This window comes from Longimicrobiales bacterium (genome assembly GCA_029245345.1).
Taxonomy (GTDB): Bacteria; Gemmatimonadota; Gemmatimonadetes; order Longimicrobiales; family Gaopeijiaceae; genus CALFPJ01.
In genome coordinates this window covers 133,269-148,455 of the sequence record JAQWPM010000012.1, presented here as the reverse complement: position 1 = coordinate 148,455, position 15,187 = coordinate 133,269, and the positions used below count along the sequence as shown (strand labels likewise).

At 61.8% G+C, this 15,187-nt stretch carries 15 protein-coding genes; 8 read left to right on the top strand and 7 right to left on the bottom strand.

Annotated features, from left to right (window positions below):
- Window positions 1-15: 15 nt before the first annotated feature.
- On the bottom strand, window positions 16-1,137 hold the full coding sequence (locus tag P8L30_03660) for a saccharopine dehydrogenase C-terminal domain-containing protein (protein ID MDG2239274.1): 1,122 nt from the start codon (window positions 1,135-1,137) through the stop codon (window positions 16-18).
- A 137-nt stretch (window positions 1,138-1,274) separates the two neighbouring features.
- Between P8L30_03660 and P8L30_03655 the strand changes: the two genes are divergently transcribed.
- From P8L30_03655 to P8L30_03635, 5 genes are all read left to right on the top strand, one after another.
- Window positions 1,275-3,527 (top strand): VWA domain-containing protein, encoded by a 2,253-nt coding sequence (locus tag P8L30_03655; GenBank protein MDG2239273.1) that lies wholly within the window; start codon window positions 1,275-1,277, stop codon window positions 3,525-3,527.
- Window positions 3,524-4,036, top strand: a complete 513-nt coding sequence (locus P8L30_03650; GenBank protein ID MDG2239272.1) for a sigma-70 family RNA polymerase sigma factor — start codon at window positions 3,524-3,526, stop codon at window positions 4,034-4,036. Before P8L30_03655 ends, P8L30_03650 begins: the two co-directional genes overlap by 4 nt.
- Window positions 4,023-5,195 (top strand): zf-HC2 domain-containing protein, encoded by a 1,173-nt coding sequence (locus tag P8L30_03645; GenBank protein ID MDG2239271.1) that lies wholly within the window; start codon window positions 4,023-4,025, stop codon window positions 5,193-5,195. The genes P8L30_03650 and P8L30_03645 overlap by 14 nt, the downstream gene beginning before the upstream one ends.
- A gap of 104 nt (window positions 5,196-5,299) precedes the next feature.
- Window positions 5,300-6,835 (top strand): M20/M25/M40 family metallo-hydrolase, encoded by a 1,536-nt coding sequence (locus tag P8L30_03640; protein ID MDG2239270.1) that lies wholly within the window; start codon window positions 5,300-5,302, stop codon window positions 6,833-6,835.
- A 286-nt stretch (window positions 6,836-7,121) separates the two neighbouring features.
- Entirely contained in the window at window positions 7,122-7,394 is a 273-nt protein-coding gene (locus P8L30_03635; protein ID MDG2239269.1) for a hypothetical protein, read from the top strand.
- Window positions 7,395-7,556: 162 nt separating this feature from the next.
- Here P8L30_03635 and P8L30_03630 read toward each other — a convergent pair whose 3' ends face one another.
- Window positions 7,557-7,856 (bottom strand): hypothetical protein, encoded by a 300-nt coding sequence (locus P8L30_03630; GenBank protein MDG2239268.1) that lies wholly within the window; start codon window positions 7,854-7,856, stop codon window positions 7,557-7,559.
- A gap of 200 nt (window positions 7,857-8,056) precedes the next feature.
- On the opposite strand from P8L30_03630, the gene P8L30_03625 reads away from it, so the two are divergent.
- Both P8L30_03625 and P8L30_03620 read left to right on the top strand, forming a co-directional pair.
- Window positions 8,057-8,596, top strand: coding sequence for a hypothetical protein (locus P8L30_03625; protein ID MDG2239267.1), 540 nt, complete (start codon window positions 8,057-8,059; stop codon window positions 8,594-8,596).
- A 7-nt stretch (window positions 8,597-8,603) separates the two neighbouring features.
- The gene (locus tag P8L30_03620; protein ID MDG2239266.1) at window positions 8,604-9,275 is read left to right on the top strand and encodes a nitroreductase family protein; all 672 of its coding nucleotides are present in this window, start codon (window positions 8,604-8,606) and stop codon (window positions 9,273-9,275) included.
- Between the two features lie 227 nt (window positions 9,276-9,502).
- Here the strand turns inward: P8L30_03620 and P8L30_03615 are convergent, their stop codons facing one another.
- Complete coding sequence (locus P8L30_03615) at window positions 9,503-11,224, bottom strand: amidohydrolase family protein (protein ID MDG2239265.1); 1,722 nt, start codon at window positions 11,222-11,224, stop codon at window positions 9,503-9,505.
- Between the two features lie 318 nt (window positions 11,225-11,542).
- Here P8L30_03615 and P8L30_03610 point away from each other — a divergent pair, with 318 nt between their 5' ends.
- Entirely contained in the window at window positions 11,543-12,073 is a 531-nt protein-coding gene (locus P8L30_03610) for a hypothetical protein (protein ID MDG2239264.1), read from the top strand.
- Here P8L30_03610 and P8L30_03605 read toward each other — a convergent pair.
- The 4 genes from P8L30_03605 to P8L30_03590 all read right to left on the bottom strand — a co-directional run bounded on the left by P8L30_03605 (window position 12,033) and on the right by P8L30_03590 (window position 15,175).
- Complete coding sequence (locus tag P8L30_03605) at window positions 12,033-12,251, bottom strand: hypothetical protein (GenBank protein MDG2239263.1); 219 nt, start codon at window positions 12,249-12,251, stop codon at window positions 12,033-12,035. The two genes, P8L30_03610 and P8L30_03605, sit on opposite strands and share 41 nt — an antisense overlap.
- Window positions 12,252-12,326: 75 nt before the next feature.
- Entirely contained in the window at window positions 12,327-13,742 is a 1,416-nt protein-coding gene (locus P8L30_03600) for an amidohydrolase family protein (GenBank protein MDG2239262.1), read from the bottom strand.
- A gap of 49 nt (window positions 13,743-13,791) precedes the next feature.
- On the bottom strand, window positions 13,792-14,910 hold the full coding sequence (locus tag P8L30_03595) for an aminotransferase class I/II-fold pyridoxal phosphate-dependent enzyme (GenBank protein ID MDG2239261.1): 1,119 nt from the start codon (window positions 14,908-14,910) through the stop codon (window positions 13,792-13,794).
- Window positions 14,911-14,920: 10 nt separating this feature from the next.
- Window positions 14,921-15,175, bottom strand: a complete 255-nt coding sequence (locus P8L30_03590; GenBank protein MDG2239260.1) for a hypothetical protein — start codon at window positions 15,173-15,175, stop codon at window positions 14,921-14,923.
- Between the last annotated feature and the right edge of the window lie 12 nt (window positions 15,176-15,187).

The following is a 15,187-nucleotide window of genomic DNA, read 5'->3' as shown; positions in this document are numbered from 1 at the left end:
TCTGAGGGAGGCCCTCTAGAGCTCGTCTACACGTTGGAAGATGTGCACGCCTCGGTCTTCCAAATGATTGATCACGGAATCGAAACACTCCGCGTTTCGGCCGACGATCTCAGGCGGTGCTACGCCTGGCTCGTTCCAGAGTCCACTCGTGACCAATCGTACCATGCCGGTGCATGTGTATCCCGTCGTCCGAGCTATGGATGAGGTCTCAGTGTCCGGGTTGTAGTAGTCGAGCATGTTGTATGTGTGCAGGAGCGCTTTGTCGTCCTTCGCTCCTTCAATCGTGATGCGCATGACGGTCAGGTCCGGCTCGCCTTCGTCAAACGTCCAAGCGTCGAACAGGAGGGCCTCAGTGACGTCCCTTGGCTTAACGATTCCCGATGCTGCTGAGATGTCTTGCGAAGAGAAAAAGCCGGCGTCGCGGAGCACCTTCATTTTGTCGGCGTGCCCCGGGTATCGCATGGTCTTCTCGACCATTTCCGGGACGTCCGACGTTTTCAGGAGCGAGCGCAGACCGTCTGTGTTGAAAGCCTCCAGGGTCCCCAGCCCAGGGAAGTTCACCAGTTCGACTTCGGAGAGGCCGGGAAGAGCGACTTCAACACCACCCTTCCTCATGCGAGCCTCGCGCATGTAGAGCGCGATCACGTCTCTTGGGGAGAATGGCGCCTTGTACTCCCAGGGCCACGAACGCTCCACGGGGAGTCCGCCGACCAAGCAGTGGAACGAGTAGGTCTCGTCCAAGTGCTCCTCGAGACGTCCGAACATCATGTTGCTGAGGCCAGGAGCCACGCCACAGTCGACGAGGCATGGTACGCCTTGTTCCTTCGCGAGCGCGTCGAGTCCGAACGCGTCTTCCGGGAAGAACGAAATGTCGACAATGGGTCGTCCCTCTTGAAGAACGCGTTCCACGGTCTGGTAGCCCATGAAACCGGGTACGGCGCTGACGACGAGGTCTGCGTCCGCGACCGCCTTCGAAACCATCTTCAGATCTGAAAGATCTGCAACGACTCCGTCGGCACCGTGCTCCGTGAGACGATCCACAGCGACAGGGTCAACGTCGACCACGAGGACTGAAAAGTCCTCTTCGGCGGCGAGGTCGCGCACGATGGCGTTTCCAACTCTTCCGCCGCCCAACACCACGATCTTCAGGGGTAAATTCTCCGAATCAGTTCGTATTTCCGGACCTGGAATGAGTCAATTAGGGTCGTCCTGTGCAAGGGGGTGCGCCCGGAGCGTCATATAGGCCGATGGAGGAAAGACACAGGAGGAATGTGATGCGGACACCCGGCCGGTGGATGGTATCGATGGGATTGGTGGTGGCTCTTATGGGGGCGGCCGCTCCAGCGTCGGCACAGGGATGGGTCGAACTTCCCGTTCTGCGGGGCGGGTTCTCTGTGGAGAAAGTGCGCAGTGACGTTCGTGTTCGCGTCCATGGCCGTGTGGCTGTGGTCGAGGTGACTGAATGGTTCGTGAACGACGGAAATCGGGTCGCAGAGGGAGACTATCTATACCCGCTCCCGAGTGAGGCTGTCTTCGAGGGCTTTTCCCTCTTTCAGGGCGACACAGAACTCCGCGGCGAGATCATGGACGCAGGCCAGGCCCGGCGCATCTATGAAGACATCGTCCGTCGCAGGGCCGACCCTGCCCTCATCGAGTTGGCCGGACACGGACTCTTGCGGGCACGTGTCTTCCCTATCGAGCCCGGTCAGGAGCGGAAGGTGACGCTCCGATACACGCAGGTGCTGAAGCGCGCAGGTGATGCCCTTCAACTGGTCTATGCTGGCGCGGTACGGGGGACCATGGGGCGCTCGGGGATCCATACGCCGGAAGGCAGGTCTGTTCCTGAGCCGGTTGAAGCCTCGTTCGAGATAGAAGTGGCGAACGGTCACGACTTCTTGGATCCGTTCTCTCCGACCCATGACTTGGAGGTCAGTCGGCATGAAGAGGGACTCGATGTCAGCGTCGACGACGAAGTTCTCGGTCGGCTATCGATCTTCTTTCCGTTCGCGGGAGCGGACGTGGGACTGTCGCTCGCCACGCACCGTCCTGTTGGTGAGGACGGATACTTCATGCTGACGTTGTCTCCAGAGCGCCTCAGAATAGAAGCGGCGCCCAGGGACGTTACAGTCGTGCTGGACGTGTCCGGGTCCATGTCGGGCGACAAGATCGTCCAGGCGCGACAGGCGCTGAACCAGCTCCTGGGGTCGCTCTCTCGCGATGACCGCTTTCGCCTGATCGCGTTCTCGAACTCTGTCAGAATGAGTGGCGTGGATTGGTCTCTGGCGACCGGGCACGAAGTGGCAGAGGCCCGGGAATGGGTTTCGCGGTTGGTGGCGGACGGCGGCACCGACATTGGGTCGGCGCTTGAAGAGGCCTTCCGGCTCGAGAGCCCCGAGGAGCGGCTCCCGATCGTGGTGTTCCTCACAGATGGCCTCCCGTCGGTCGGTGAGCAGTCGCCCGAACGGTTGGCTGATCGGGCTGAGAAAGTCGCTGGTCGGGCACGTGTGTTCACCTTTGGTGTGGGGCACGACGTGAACACCCATCTGCTCGATCGTTTGGGCGAGGCTGGCCGGGGGAGCACCGATTACGTGCAGCCGGGCGAGAATGTGGAGAGGGTCGTCGGGCTCCTCACTGCGAAGATCCGGCACCCTGTGCTCACAGACATCGCACTCTCCGGTGGCCCGACGCGATTGACCGACGTCTTTCCCGTTCGAATCCCCGACGTCTTTGTCGGGCAGGAGTTGGTGCTGTTCGGGCGTTATGAGGGAGATGGGCAAAGCCGGGTGAGCGTTGACGGGAGCCGAGCTGGGGCGGCTCTGACGTTCACGACTGAAGTTCGTTTTCCGGAAGCGACTGAAGCGAACGGGTACATCCCTCGGCTCTGGGCCTCCAGAAAATTGGGACACCTCGAGCGCCAGATCTGGACGGAAGGTGCGTCCGAGTCGTTGATCGCTGAGATACGTGGCGTGGCGCTCCGGTACGGTCTGCCGAGCAAGTACACGTCCTACCTCGTACAGGAACCGGACATCGTAGCTGCTACGCCGGGCATGCCGGATATGCAGCGCTTGATGGTCACAGGGGCCGCCCGCACCGCCGTCGGGACGCTGAACTCCCCTGCACAGGCCAGCGGACAGCGTGCTGTGCGAGACGCGTCCGCCGCACGCAAGCGGAGGGAAGCGACGACGCTCGACGAGCTCAGACAAATGGAAGAGGAATACGCTGGGGGTGAGACGGCGACCGTACGTGCGGTGGCGGGGCGGACCTTCACGCTAGAGCGTGGCGTATGGACGGATGCGACGCACGACGATGTTCTGGAAGTGATCGAAGTGAAAGCGTTCAGCACCGCGTACTTCGAATTCGTGCGCGCCCTTCCGGAACTCGCACCGGTATTCGGTGAATTGGATCGTGTGATCATTGCTGGGCAGCAGATGAGCATCAGTATTTCTGACACGGGGCTCGACGAGATCGACAACGATCGGCTCACCGAGCTGGTAGATGCATTTCGAAATGGGGAGGCGGTGCGATGAGCGTGGACTGGACCGACGTATATCGGAACACCTATCCCGACCTCGTGCGCTTTCTGCACCGGAAGGTGTGGGATGTCGAACGGGCTCAGGATCTCGCGCAGGAGGCGTTCGTGCGCGCGCTGCGCCACGAGCCCAAAAAACCCCGGGCGTGGCTCTTTCAAGTTGCCGCCAACCTAGCTCGTGACGAAGCCCGCACTGTAATACGGCGCAAGCGACACCTCACCCTTCTCAAGAGTGAGACCGAGGACCTCCAAGCTTCAGCTCCCGACTTGAACGATCAGTTGTCCGAGCAAGAGAGGATGGTCCGTGTGAAGGCGGCCTTGGAAGGACTCAGTGACCGCGACCGCGATGTCCTCCTTTTGTGGGACGCCGGACAGAGCTACACGGAAATTGCCAGGCAGGCGGGGCTGGCGGTGGGGGCGATTGGGACCACGCTCGCACGTGCCCGCCGCCGTCTAGCAGATGCATATCACGAGACGGAGACGGAGAAGGCCAATGTCGCACGTTAGCGAAGGGATCCTTCATGCCTACTTGGATGGAGCTCTCGATCAACTCCCCGGTGGCGAGGCCGATTCGGTTCGGGACCACCTTGCGAGATGTACACAGTGTTCGATCCAGTTGGGCGAGGCTGGGGCCGTCCGTGATGAGGCGATCGCGATTCTGGGCGGAATCTTGCCTCCGTTGGATATGCCTCCGCTCGAGGACCTCCGGTCCCGAGCTGCTGCCGTGCGGGTTGAGCCGACCGGCACCAGTGGTCGTCTCTACAGAATGGGTTGGGCCGCCTCTGTGGTGTTGGCGGTAGGAGCAGGCTGGATGCTGCGAGGCGGAGAAGTGATTCCGCTTGGCATGATGGATCCGATTGAGGTTCCGTCGGCCCCACGTGCTCCGTTGCGGTCTCTCTCTGAGGAGCTCGCGGGACTCGAGGTGACGGCGGACGACGAGGACTTGGTCGCAGCGGCCACCTCGGCCACCACCTCTTCTGATGTTGTGGCGCAGGCAGCACCTGATCGAGTCCGGGAGGACGTCGAGAGGGCCGCGTCACCCGTCCAGGAATCGATGACGGATGCACTGCCGAGGACCGGATTGCGGGAGATGACGGCGGAGGCACCTGCGGTATTCCGTCAGTTTGTGGACTCTGCGGAATCAGGCGTGGACCAGTCTGGACCACCCGCGCCAGAGGAGTCGCCAGAGCCGCTCGGAGTCTCTGGATCAGAGTTGGTGGCGCTCGCACCGGCGGCTGAGCGCTACGCCGCCACCAGTGTACTGAGGGCTGAGGGCCGGCGGCCGGACGTGGTTACGTCGGCCCGGAAGGCCACGGCCGGCCTGTCCCTGGTCCCGTCGAACCACTCAGACGAAGAGGATCCTGATCGACATGTAGGGGATGCGCCCCCGTTTGTGATTAGCGGACTCGAGTTGATCGATATGTCCTGGATTTCAGAAGGTGTGACCGCCGGGGGCGTCCGGGTTCTTCAAGAGCTCGAGGACGGGGAGATACTCGAGTTGCTGCACCTTCCCGAGGGTGTGGATCCAGATGACTTGGATCCGTTCCCGGAGGATGGGAAGGCGGGTGTGATCACTCCCCGCGATGGTGGGTGGCTCATCATGCGCGCCAACCGCACCGTCGAAGAGCTGCAGGCGCTCCTCGAACGACTGGATGGCGCCTCGTAACAGCAGGCGATTCGCAGGATATGCGGCGGCGCACCAACACTGGTGTGCCGCCGCTTTTTTGTTCAGACTTCACGCTCCTAAAGCGTTCAACACAGAGCACCTCGATGACGAAGACTTTCCGGGCGATTGCCGTCGCCCTTCTGGCCCCGGCAGCACTATCGGCCCAGCAGGCAGGACTCGAAGAGGCAGTCGCGACCATCACGCAGGACGACTACGCGTACCGCATTGGAGTGATCGCGCACGACTCCATGCAGGGACGAGACACTCCGAGCCCCGGTTTGAGCAAGACCGCTGAATGGGCCGCATCAGAGTTCCGCCGCATGGGGCTCCGCGGGGGTGTCGAGGACGGTGGCTTCATTCAGCGCTATCCGCTGCGGTCAGTGACGGTTGACGCGGAAGCCTCGGGCATGGACGTGGGCGGCGCACGCCTCTCGTTCGGAGAGGATCTGCTCCCGCTGTTTGGTGCTTCCGCTGAAGGAGAGGCCACCGGGCGGCTTGCTCTCGTCTCGGGATCGCTAGGAATGGATGGCGCCTTCGCCGGCAACGCGCTTGCGGGCGCTCACGTGGTTTGGGTGCTCTCTGCTGATGCCCAGGGCATCGATCGTTCAATGTTCGAGACGCTCGGACAGATGCGGGAGGCAGGTGCCCTTTCAGTGATCATCACGAACTCCACTGAGGATGAGCGTTGGGCGAGTAACGCTCGCCGTTCTATGGGGTCCGGCGTTCAGAAAGGATGGGGAGGCGAGAACGGTGGTGGCTCGGATGCGTTTGAGCCACTTCTCCAGGTACGGACGCAGTCACTCCAGGAAGTCTTGCGAGAGCACGGCGTGAACATGATTCCGCTTCAGGCCCGTGCGGAGGGGGACGTCGAGATCTTGGTTGTGGAAGACCTTCAGGTCACCGTTTCCCAGAGCATGCGCTCGGAGATGATTGACGCACCAAACGTCGTTGCGGTCCTGGAAGGCAGTGACCCCGAACTCAAGAACGAGTACGTGGTCTTTTCCGGTCACATGGACCACGTCGGGATGGGTGCACCGGATGCGAACGGTGACTCCATCTTTAATGGAGCGGACGATGACGCATCGGGAACGGTCGCCGTCATCGAAGTGGCCGAAGCGATGGCCTCTCTCCCGGTCGCACCCAAGCGTTCGACCCTCTTCATCCTCGTGAGTGGTGAAGAGAAGGGACTATGGGGTTCCGAGTGGTTCGCGGAGAATCCAACGGTGCCAATCGAATCCATGGTTGCCGACCTGAACACTGATATGGTTGGTCGGAATTGGACGGATACGATCGTGGCGATCGGGAAAGAACACTCGGATCTGGGCGAGACGCTCAATCGTGTGAACGGAGACCATCCCGAGCTACGCATGACTGCGATTGACGATGTATGGCCGGAAGAGCGGTTCTACTTCCGTTCGGACCATTACAACTTCGCTCGCAAGGGTGTGCCGGTGCTCTTCTTCTTCAACGGTACCCACGACGACTATCACGGACGGGACGACGAGCCGGACCGGATCGATACGGAAAAGGCAGCGCGCATCGCTCGCTTGGTTTTCTACTTAGGGGTCGATATCGCAAATGCTGCGGAACGCCCGAAATGGAATCCTGAGAGTTACTCGCGCATCGTATCAGACCGCTGACCTTCGTGGCCTTCTAGGCCGGGGGCCTTCGGCGAAGAGACGTTCCTTGAACTGATCTGAGGACTGGGATGGCGCCGGGGTCGTCGTACGCTAAAGACCACCCCACCGGAAGTTGGATCGTCGTGGCGAACCACGACGATACCCTGGGGCCTGCTACGGGTGGCTGTCGGATGAAGGTCTACGACCGGCCGGAAGAGGGTCTGGGCGATGCGATGCGGTTGGCTCGTGGCATGACCCACAAGTGGGCGGCAACGGGGCTCCCGGTGGGCGGAGGCAAATCCGTCAGGTGCATGGCATCCCGGGACGCCCGACAGATCCCGGTCCGTATACGGCGCTCGGTGTGTATGAAGAGATTCGTGCAGCGCTGGAGCATGTATATGGCACCGACTCGGTCATGGGGAGCACGGTTTTGATCCAGGGCGTGGGAGATGTCGGTGGATCACTCGCACGACTCATCCCGCAGGGCGGCGGGCACGTCTTTTATCTGGGACGTGTACGCGCTGGCTTTCGGATTGATCTCGCTGGGCGAGGTCTTCCCAGAAGCGACCGAGAAGAGTGAATCCCCGATGCATGCCGCCATGAGAAGGGTCAAGCGTGTTCTGCAGCGAGGGACTGTGGCCCAGTTGCCCCTGTCCTCTTTGAAGGACGGAGTTGCTGAAAACAAAGAGCCCCGATGCGCTTGGCGCACCGGGGCTTTCTTTCGCTTGATGCCCTCGGACCGTCAGTGCATCACGCCGGTGCCGGGATAGTGCCGGAAGAGATGATCCAGCCCTAGGGCCCTCAAGATGAAGTCGGTTCTGGGGTCGATGGCCCGGACCCAGACGCTCTCATGTGGAGGTGTTTGCAGCCGAGCCGTAAGGATTAGTGCCAAATCTGCGACGTCAGGCCGATGTAGGCCTGTGAAATCGAATACGACGTGGCGTTCCGCAATCGAAGCGTCACTCCGCTCATCGACCTCACGCATCGCGCGGCCGAGGTCACGTTCTCGACCGCTTCTTTTGTTGTTTCCTTTGGCGTTCATGGCTGCCTCCCATCGTCAGTGTCCCCTCGTCATCCGAGACTGCAGGTGTCTATATCTCAAGAGTCGTGCCACGGACAAGGCGTTAATGCTGCCATCGTGACAGAGCGCCTCGGGGCTTTAGCCACCCAGAACCCTACCCTGGCCCGAAACGTGTATCTGTAGAAGATTCGAACGGTCAGGAACACTCGGGGGGGGGACGTATGGATTGGATTCGTGGGATCGCGTGGGCGGGGATCGCGGTGGGCTTGCTGGCTCATGGGGCCGAAGCCCAGGATCGGCCCTCTACGGAGGACGCCTATTTCCGCGCCGTCGCCGAGTTTTTCCGCCTGCCCGCATCTGAGATTTCGATCATGCGCGACTCGGCCTTGCCAGCGCATGAGATTCCCGCGGTCCTTTTCATCGCTGAACGCGCCGGTGTCTCGCCAGAGGCGCTTGATGCGCTCCGACGAGCTGGGGACGGTTGGGGCGACCTGGCCCGACGCTACGGCGTGGGTGGCGAGGCCCTTCATCTCCCCATCTCTGATTCGGCGGACGCGGGGCGCCTCGAGGCTGCCTACCGCCAGTTCCGGAGCCTCCCCCTGGAGAATTGGAGTGAAATCGTGCTCACGGGAGACGATGTCATAGCTCTGGTGAATGTTCGACTTCTGTCCCAGACTCTCGGAGTTCCGCCCGCGGAGATCTTGGCACGCGCGGGCACGTCGACCTCGTTCGTCGAATTGTACGGCGAACTGATCAGCTAGGAGTCCCATGGCTCGCGCCGACTTCGTACCCCTTTCGACCTACCACGAGCTCTCCGAAGAAGAGATGCAGCAGGCGGCGGACGACTTCTTGGCGACGATGCAGCGTCGGCGCACAGTGCGTGACTTTTCGGACCGACCCGTTCCTCGGGAAGTCATCGAGAGCTGCCTCCTTGCAGCGGGCACGGCGCCCAACGGAGCCAATCGCCAGCCGTGGCGGTTTGTGGTTGTTGGGGATCCCACGATCAAGACTCGCATCCGTGAAGAAGCCGAAGAAGAAGAACGCGAATTCTACAGTGGTAAGGCGCCGCCGGAATGGATCGAGGCGCTTGAGCACCTTGGGACGGATGAGCACAAACCGTTCTTGGAAACCGCGCCGTGGTTGATCGTGATTTTCGCCGAGAGCTACGAACTCATGGACGACGGAACGAAGGCGAAGAACTACTACGTGTCGGAGTCGGTGGGGATCGCGACAGGGATGCTTGTCACCGCCTGCCATCATGCGGGTTTGGTGACGCTCACTCACACGCCGTCGCCCATGAAGTTTCTGAACGAGGTGCTCGAAAGGCCAGCCAATGAGCGGGCCTTTCTGATCCTGGTGTGTGGGTATCCGGACGAAGCTGCGACAGTGCCCGATATCACCAAGAAGTCCATCGACGAGATCGCTGTCTTCGTAGAGTAGCGACCACGCTCGGTCGGGAATAAGATCGGTCGGTTGGGCTACCTGCGTAAGAGTGAGGAGAACAATCTCCTGCGCCTCGGGCCGATGCGGAGAACGACCTCGGCATTATGGTCTTTACTCAGACTCCCAGCGGTGCAAACCCACGCGACAAGCTCGTTGATTCGGTTCGAGAGGCTACCGTCAGAGAGGCTGGACACGACACCAGGTTCAAGCGTGCCTAGCCCCCCCTAGGAAATCTCGGGCGGCCCGCCTTTCCGTGACGTAATCACCTTTCCGGGGAGTGTGTAGAGGATCTCTCCATCCTCGACCACGAACTCGCCGTTCACGATCACGTGATCGATACCCTCGGCGTGTTGATGCGGCTCGAAGAACGTCGCCTTGTCAGCGATCGTTTCCAGGTCGAACACGACGAGGTCGGCGAAGTACCCCTCGCGAATCTCACCCCGATCGCGTAGCCCCATGATGCGGGCGGGCAGGGATGTCTGCGAACGGATCGCGGCCTCCACGGAGAGAGCGCCAGCCGTCATCGCGTAGTGCCGGATCTTGCGTGGGAAGGTGCCGTAGAAACGCGGGTGCACCGAACCGTCTGACTCCACAGCGATGCCGCCGTCTGATGCCGTCGCGACCCAAGGCTGGGCCGCATAGTTCTCCACGTCGATCTCGGACATTGAGAAGCCGCGGAAGCGGCCGCCGCCCGCCCGATCCGGGTTGCCCTGGAGCTGGAGATCGATCGCGGTTTGCACGGGATCCGTCCCGCGCGCCACGGACACGTCCTGGATTGTCTGCCCAACGGTTGATTCGTCCGGGTAATCCATGATCATGACCCGCTCGGCGCCACCTCTGCGACGGATCTCATGTGCGATGTCCATGCGAATGTCGGCTTCGTTCTCGGCATTCTCCATCGCGACCCGGAACATCTCTCCCGGTGGCCGTCGGTCCTGTGGGCGACGTGCCTCGGGGTCGTTGAGCGCCCAACGCGGGATCAACACCGTGTTGCCGTCCGAACCGCTTGTCGCATACGGGTACTGGTCCGCGAATACACGCACACCTTCGTCGCGAGCTCGCTGGATCAGCTGAATTGCGGATCCGCTCGATCCCCAGAAGTGCGCACCCTTAGCCTTGATGTGCGAAGCGACGACGCGGGCTCCCGTCACACGCCCAATCTCGATCGTCTCCATGACCGCGTCCTGAAGAGTGGGCGGTCCCGGTTCGTCCTGGCTAGGCCAGTACCACATGGGGTCCGAGCCTTCCGCCCGTTCGTGTGATATGTAGACGCCATCGTACGGAACCAGTTCCTGAGCCATCTGGGCGACCTCGGCCGTCTCGCTCCAACGCCCGGGCGAGTACTCGAGCCCTGCCGACATGCCGACGGCACCTTCTTCCAGAGCCTGGCGGACCAGGGCGCGCATGCGCTCTTGCTCCTCCGGCGTGGACAGCCGCTGGAAGTCGTCCTCCATAACCAAACCGCGCACCGTTCCGTGCCCGACCATCATCATCACGTTCGGCCCAATGCCCTGGCTTTCGAGGAGCGCCCGCTGGTCCCGGATGGGCCACGGTGAGCGCCCGTCGTGATTCACGACGACCGATGTCACGCCCTGAGATACGATGTTGGGTGCCGCCTTTCGGTGGATCGAATCCGTCCGAATCGTATTCCGCCCGATGCGTGAAGAGCCGTCATCCGCATGCGAGTGGATGTCGATGAATCCCGGTGACACGTAGCGGCCTGTGGCGTCTACGGTGCGTGTGGCCTGGGCCGCGCTTAGGTCACCAACCGCGACAATACGCCCGTCGCGGACGCCAATGTCCGCGCGGAACCACGGGTTGCCCGTGCCGTCGAGGACTCGGCCGCCGGTGACCAGCAGGTCGAAGGGGCCTGTGTCTTGGGCCGATGCGGGAAGGGCAGCAGTGGCTAGGGCGATGAGGCCAGCGAATAGCGTACGCTTGAGCATGGATCGACTCGGATGTGGGTTGTGATTGTCGGCTAGTGTGGGGGGCAGTGGGGTAGCGGGCCAGTGGTTGGTCCCGCGGCCGCCACGGCCTTCAGATCTTCCTCGGTGAAACACCGGTGCGTACCCTCGGTCCCTAGGCCAGAAACCGCGCGCGGTCTTCGGGCCGCCCCCATTCACCTCCAGCGGCTGTCTACGATGTCATTCGCCAAGTCACTCGCCATGTTGCAATGCCCCTTGGCGCTTCCGCAGGATATCACTCCGATTCTGTTCGCGGGGAAAGTCATGTAGGCGACCTCCTTCGTTGTACTGATCGGTGTTGTGATCAACGTGTGGCGTAGGGAGTTCATCCCTGAGATCTCGTATGGGGAGTTGCCGCTCGCCCCGAATCGGATGCGATGGCTGTGGACGAGGTTTCTTGTTGGATCAACGCTCGCAGCGGTGTCTGGAGATCCCGTGGTGATCTCCACGTATTCGTTCGAAGAGCCCAACATCGAAGCGAATCTCCCGCCTGGCGCCGAGAGGGCTCAAGGCAGCCTCGACCTTCCGCTGCCGTTCTATCTCTACACTCGCCAGCTCGTGACGGGCGACGGAAACATCTTGGAGGAGACGGTTGCCGAGGGTATTCCGTTGCCATGGGGTATGATGACCGCTGTTCTTGCGTACTTCGTTCTCGTAGTGGGTTGGAATCCGGAGAACCGATGGGCGCTCCGCATTCTCGGAGGGAAGCGCTGGGTCCGGAAGAACGGTCCTCGTTCGTCCCGCCGCACCAGCGGATCGGATCCCAACCGGAGCCCGCACTCTCTGATTTTCACACGCCGCCGGACGCAGTCGCCATGTACACCGTGGTGAAGTCGGTGTCCAAGCTCTCTATGTCCACGATCCGACCGCCCATGTTGGCCGGTCCGATGTTGCGCCACTGGAACGGCTCCAGGACTTGCTCCGTCGTGGCCTGTGCCGCAAGCGGGACGGACATGACCAAGACGGCGAAGAGTGAGGCAAGAATGCGAGAGACGGAGCGGCTATTCACGGGCTCACGGCTCAGTTGTAGGGTCCGGGTTAGCGCGTCCAGTGCATGTCACATGCAGCGTAGCTCACGAGCGCGTTACCTGATGAGAGCCGCCAACGCCTCGCTCGTGAGCAGTTGGCCCTTCGTCACAACCGCATGCACCGTCCGGGTGTTGTGGATGTCTTCCAGGGGATTGGCGTTCAGAAGTACGAGGTCTGCGAGCCGTCCGACGTCGACCGTGCCCATCTCGTTTTCCAGCCCGAAGAACTCTGCAGGGCGGAGCGTCGCGGAACGGAGAGCTTCGATCGGTGAGAGGCCAGCTCTGACGAGCATCTCGAGCTCATTGTGAAGGCTGTAGCCCGGAACGGCGAAGCCGATCGGGGTGTCGGTGCCGGCCCCGATGGGGACGCCAGCCTCGTGCATCTGACCGATGAGGGAGAGGCTCCATTCCGGGAATGTCATATCCGTCGTAGCGGTCCGTTGCTCGCGCTCGGTCGACATCTCAGTCCACGGTGCAGCGGCGGCTTCGGGTAGACGACTCAATGCGTCAGCCCAGTCATCCCGGGCGAACGGGGGCACGAGACTCATCGCGTTCAGACGGAGCGTGGGGACCTGGATCGTCGTCGCCATCGCGGCGATCACGGCCGCGCATTCCGCCGCGTCGTACGCCTCGATCGCGGGCAGGCGCTGCGAGCTGTGGAGGCGGGACCGCAGTGATGCGCCCGGGACAGCATCGGTGTTCTGCAGGATCGCGCGGCGCTGCTCCAGAAGTGCGGCGGGTTCCTCGGCGCAGTCCATCTCGATGTTGCGTAGATGTTCGAGCGAGTTCACTCGTGGTCCGACGTTGCGGGCCCGCATTGAAAGCGGCACGTGACCGTCCATGGGCAGACCATGTTCGTTCGCTGCTGAAACGAGCGCCTCGAATACTTCCGGCGAGATCATCTCGTAGATCTTCACAAAGTCCACGCCCGCCTCGGCGAGCATCGCGACATTTTCTCGGGCGGTCTCGACGTCGGGATTGCCGATCCCGAGTTCGGGTCGGTTCACGCCGTCATAGACCACGTACTCACCGTCGAGAAGCGGTCCCGCGAAGAAGACGCGAGGTGCGATTGCCCCCTCGGCTTCGAGTCGATCGACGACCGGCTTCAGGAGAGCGAGTGGCCCGCCGGTGTCGCGTACGCTCGTGATCCCGTAGCTGAGGAAGAGCCCTGCCATCGCGTCGGTGAACGCATCATCGTAGGTGAGGTGAACGTGGAAGTCCCACAAGCCGGGTATGAGATACTTACCCGTCCCGTCCACGACTTGCTCTGCGTTTACTGGACTCCCAGGCTCCGCGACCGTCACGATCGTTCCGTTGTTCATGACGACGTTCTGCCCGGCGCGCACCCCGTTCACGGCGTCGATGACAGTGACGTTTGTGATGGCGAGGTCGGCTGGCGGGTCTGCTGGGCTGCAGGCGGCGACCGCAGTCAGGGTGATGACAAAAGCGGAGTGTATGATTCGACGGAGCACGGGCGACCTCAATTGGAGTGTGAAGCAGGTGAAGCTAGGTGGGGCAGGCCTACATCGCGATCTCGTCAAACGCGTCTCGCACCAATCCAAGCCCTTCCATCAATTCGCTTTCCGGGTTTCCGAACCCGATCCGCAGGTATCGATCCATCCCGAAGTGATCCCCTGGAACGACCAACACAGACTTCTCAGTCCGCAACTTCTCCGCGAAGTCCGTTGAGTTCACCTGGGCGTCATAGGCGGTATAACAGATCGCCCCGGCATCCGGCGGTCGATAGCTGAAGCGCCCTTCCTGGGCTGCCATCCAGTCCTCGACCAACTGAAGGTTTGCCCGCACGATTCCGCGGGTCCGCGCCATGATCCGGTCTCGCGTCTCCGGCTCGAGCGCCACGCACGCCAGAGCGTCGGACACGGATGCAACCGCGATCGTCGTGTAATCGGTGTGCCCCCACAATTTCTCGATGAGCTCGCTCGGCCCAAGGATCCATCCGAGCCTTAGGCCTGGAAGCCCGTACGCCTTCGAGAGCGAGTTCGTCACCAGCACCTTGTCGTGGCATCCCCAGAACGACCGGGTCTTCTCCACGCCTGTCTCTGCCCCCGCGTACACCTCGTCTGCCATGATCCATGCGCCATGGCGTGCAGTCATTTCGGCGATCGCATCCATCGATGCGTCCGAGAGTGCCGCGCCGGTCGGGTTGTTCGGGTTGGTGATGAGGACGAAACGTGCGCCGGCCTCGAGTGCTGCCTCCAGCGCCTCCAGGTCGGGCTGCCAATCGTTCTCCTCGACCAGATGCACCGGCATGATGCGGCCTTCGAACGAGTCGATCAGGCCGGGGACCTGCCCGTAGGTGGGCAGGATGACTGCGGCCTTCTCCTCGGTTTCGAACAGATGCCAGAAGCACGTGAAATTGGCCTCGGCACCACCCACCGTAACAAGCACGTTGTTCTCCGTCGCGCCCTCGTACTGTGCGGCGACCTTGTGGCGTAGCTCATCGGATCCGTTCGACTGACCGTACCCGAGTCGGATGCCACCGACGCCCGCGTCTGTGCCCGCGATCTCGAGGAGTTCGTCTACGGTGAGCGGATGCACACCGCTCTCTGACAAGTTGATGCGCACGCGGTGCTCGAATGTGGACTGGTACCGCTCCATTGTGAATGGCGTGAAGCGCAAGTTTTATCTCCTAGAGGAGGGCCGCCGACTGGGTCAGCCCTGTTGATTTAGCAGTGTGGGTCACAACGGCGAGAACATACTCGGCCTCGTCCTTGCCGTAGATGTCTTTCACGAAGAAGTCCCGTCCGCCGTCGACGTAGTCGGCGTATCGGTGAGCGTACTTTATCCGGAATCGATTGCCTTCGACATCATCCCAATCGTCTCGGTCCATCGGCTGTGGCGAGGTCGGGCGTGACGCCCTGGATTGTAGGGTTAACGCTTCCATTTTGACCATCCT

Excerpts from the sequence above, each read along its gene's own strand:
- P8L30_03655 (MDG2239273.1), top strand. The coding sequence starts at position 1,275 with ATGCGGACACCCGGCCGGTGGATGGTATCGATGGGATTGGTGGTGGCT.
- P8L30_03625 (MDG2239267.1), top strand. The coding sequence starts at position 8,057 with ATGGATTGGATTCGTGGGATCGCGTGGGCGGGGATCGCGGTGGGCTTG.
- P8L30_03590 (MDG2239260.1), bottom strand. The coding sequence starts at position 15,175 with ATGGAAGCGTTAACCCTACAATCCAGGGCGTCACGCCCGACCTCGCCA.
- P8L30_03645 (MDG2239271.1), top strand. The coding sequence starts at position 4,023 with ATGTCGCACGTTAGCGAAGGGATCCTTCATGCCTACTTGGATGGAGCT.
- P8L30_03620 (MDG2239266.1), top strand. The coding sequence starts at position 8,604 with ATGGCTCGCGCCGACTTCGTACCCCTTTCGACCTACCACGAGCTCTCC.
- P8L30_03650 (MDG2239272.1), top strand. The coding sequence starts at position 3,524 with ATGAGCGTGGACTGGACCGACGTATATCGGAACACCTATCCCGACCTC.
- P8L30_03630 (MDG2239268.1), bottom strand. The coding sequence starts at position 7,856 with ATGAACGCCAAAGGAAACAACAAAAGAAGCGGTCGAGAACGTGACCTC.
- P8L30_03640 (MDG2239270.1), top strand. The coding sequence starts at position 5,300 with ATGACGAAGACTTTCCGGGCGATTGCCGTCGCCCTTCTGGCCCCGGCA.
- P8L30_03615 (MDG2239265.1), bottom strand. The coding sequence starts at position 11,224 with ATGCTCAAGCGTACGCTATTCGCTGGCCTCATCGCCCTAGCCACTGCT.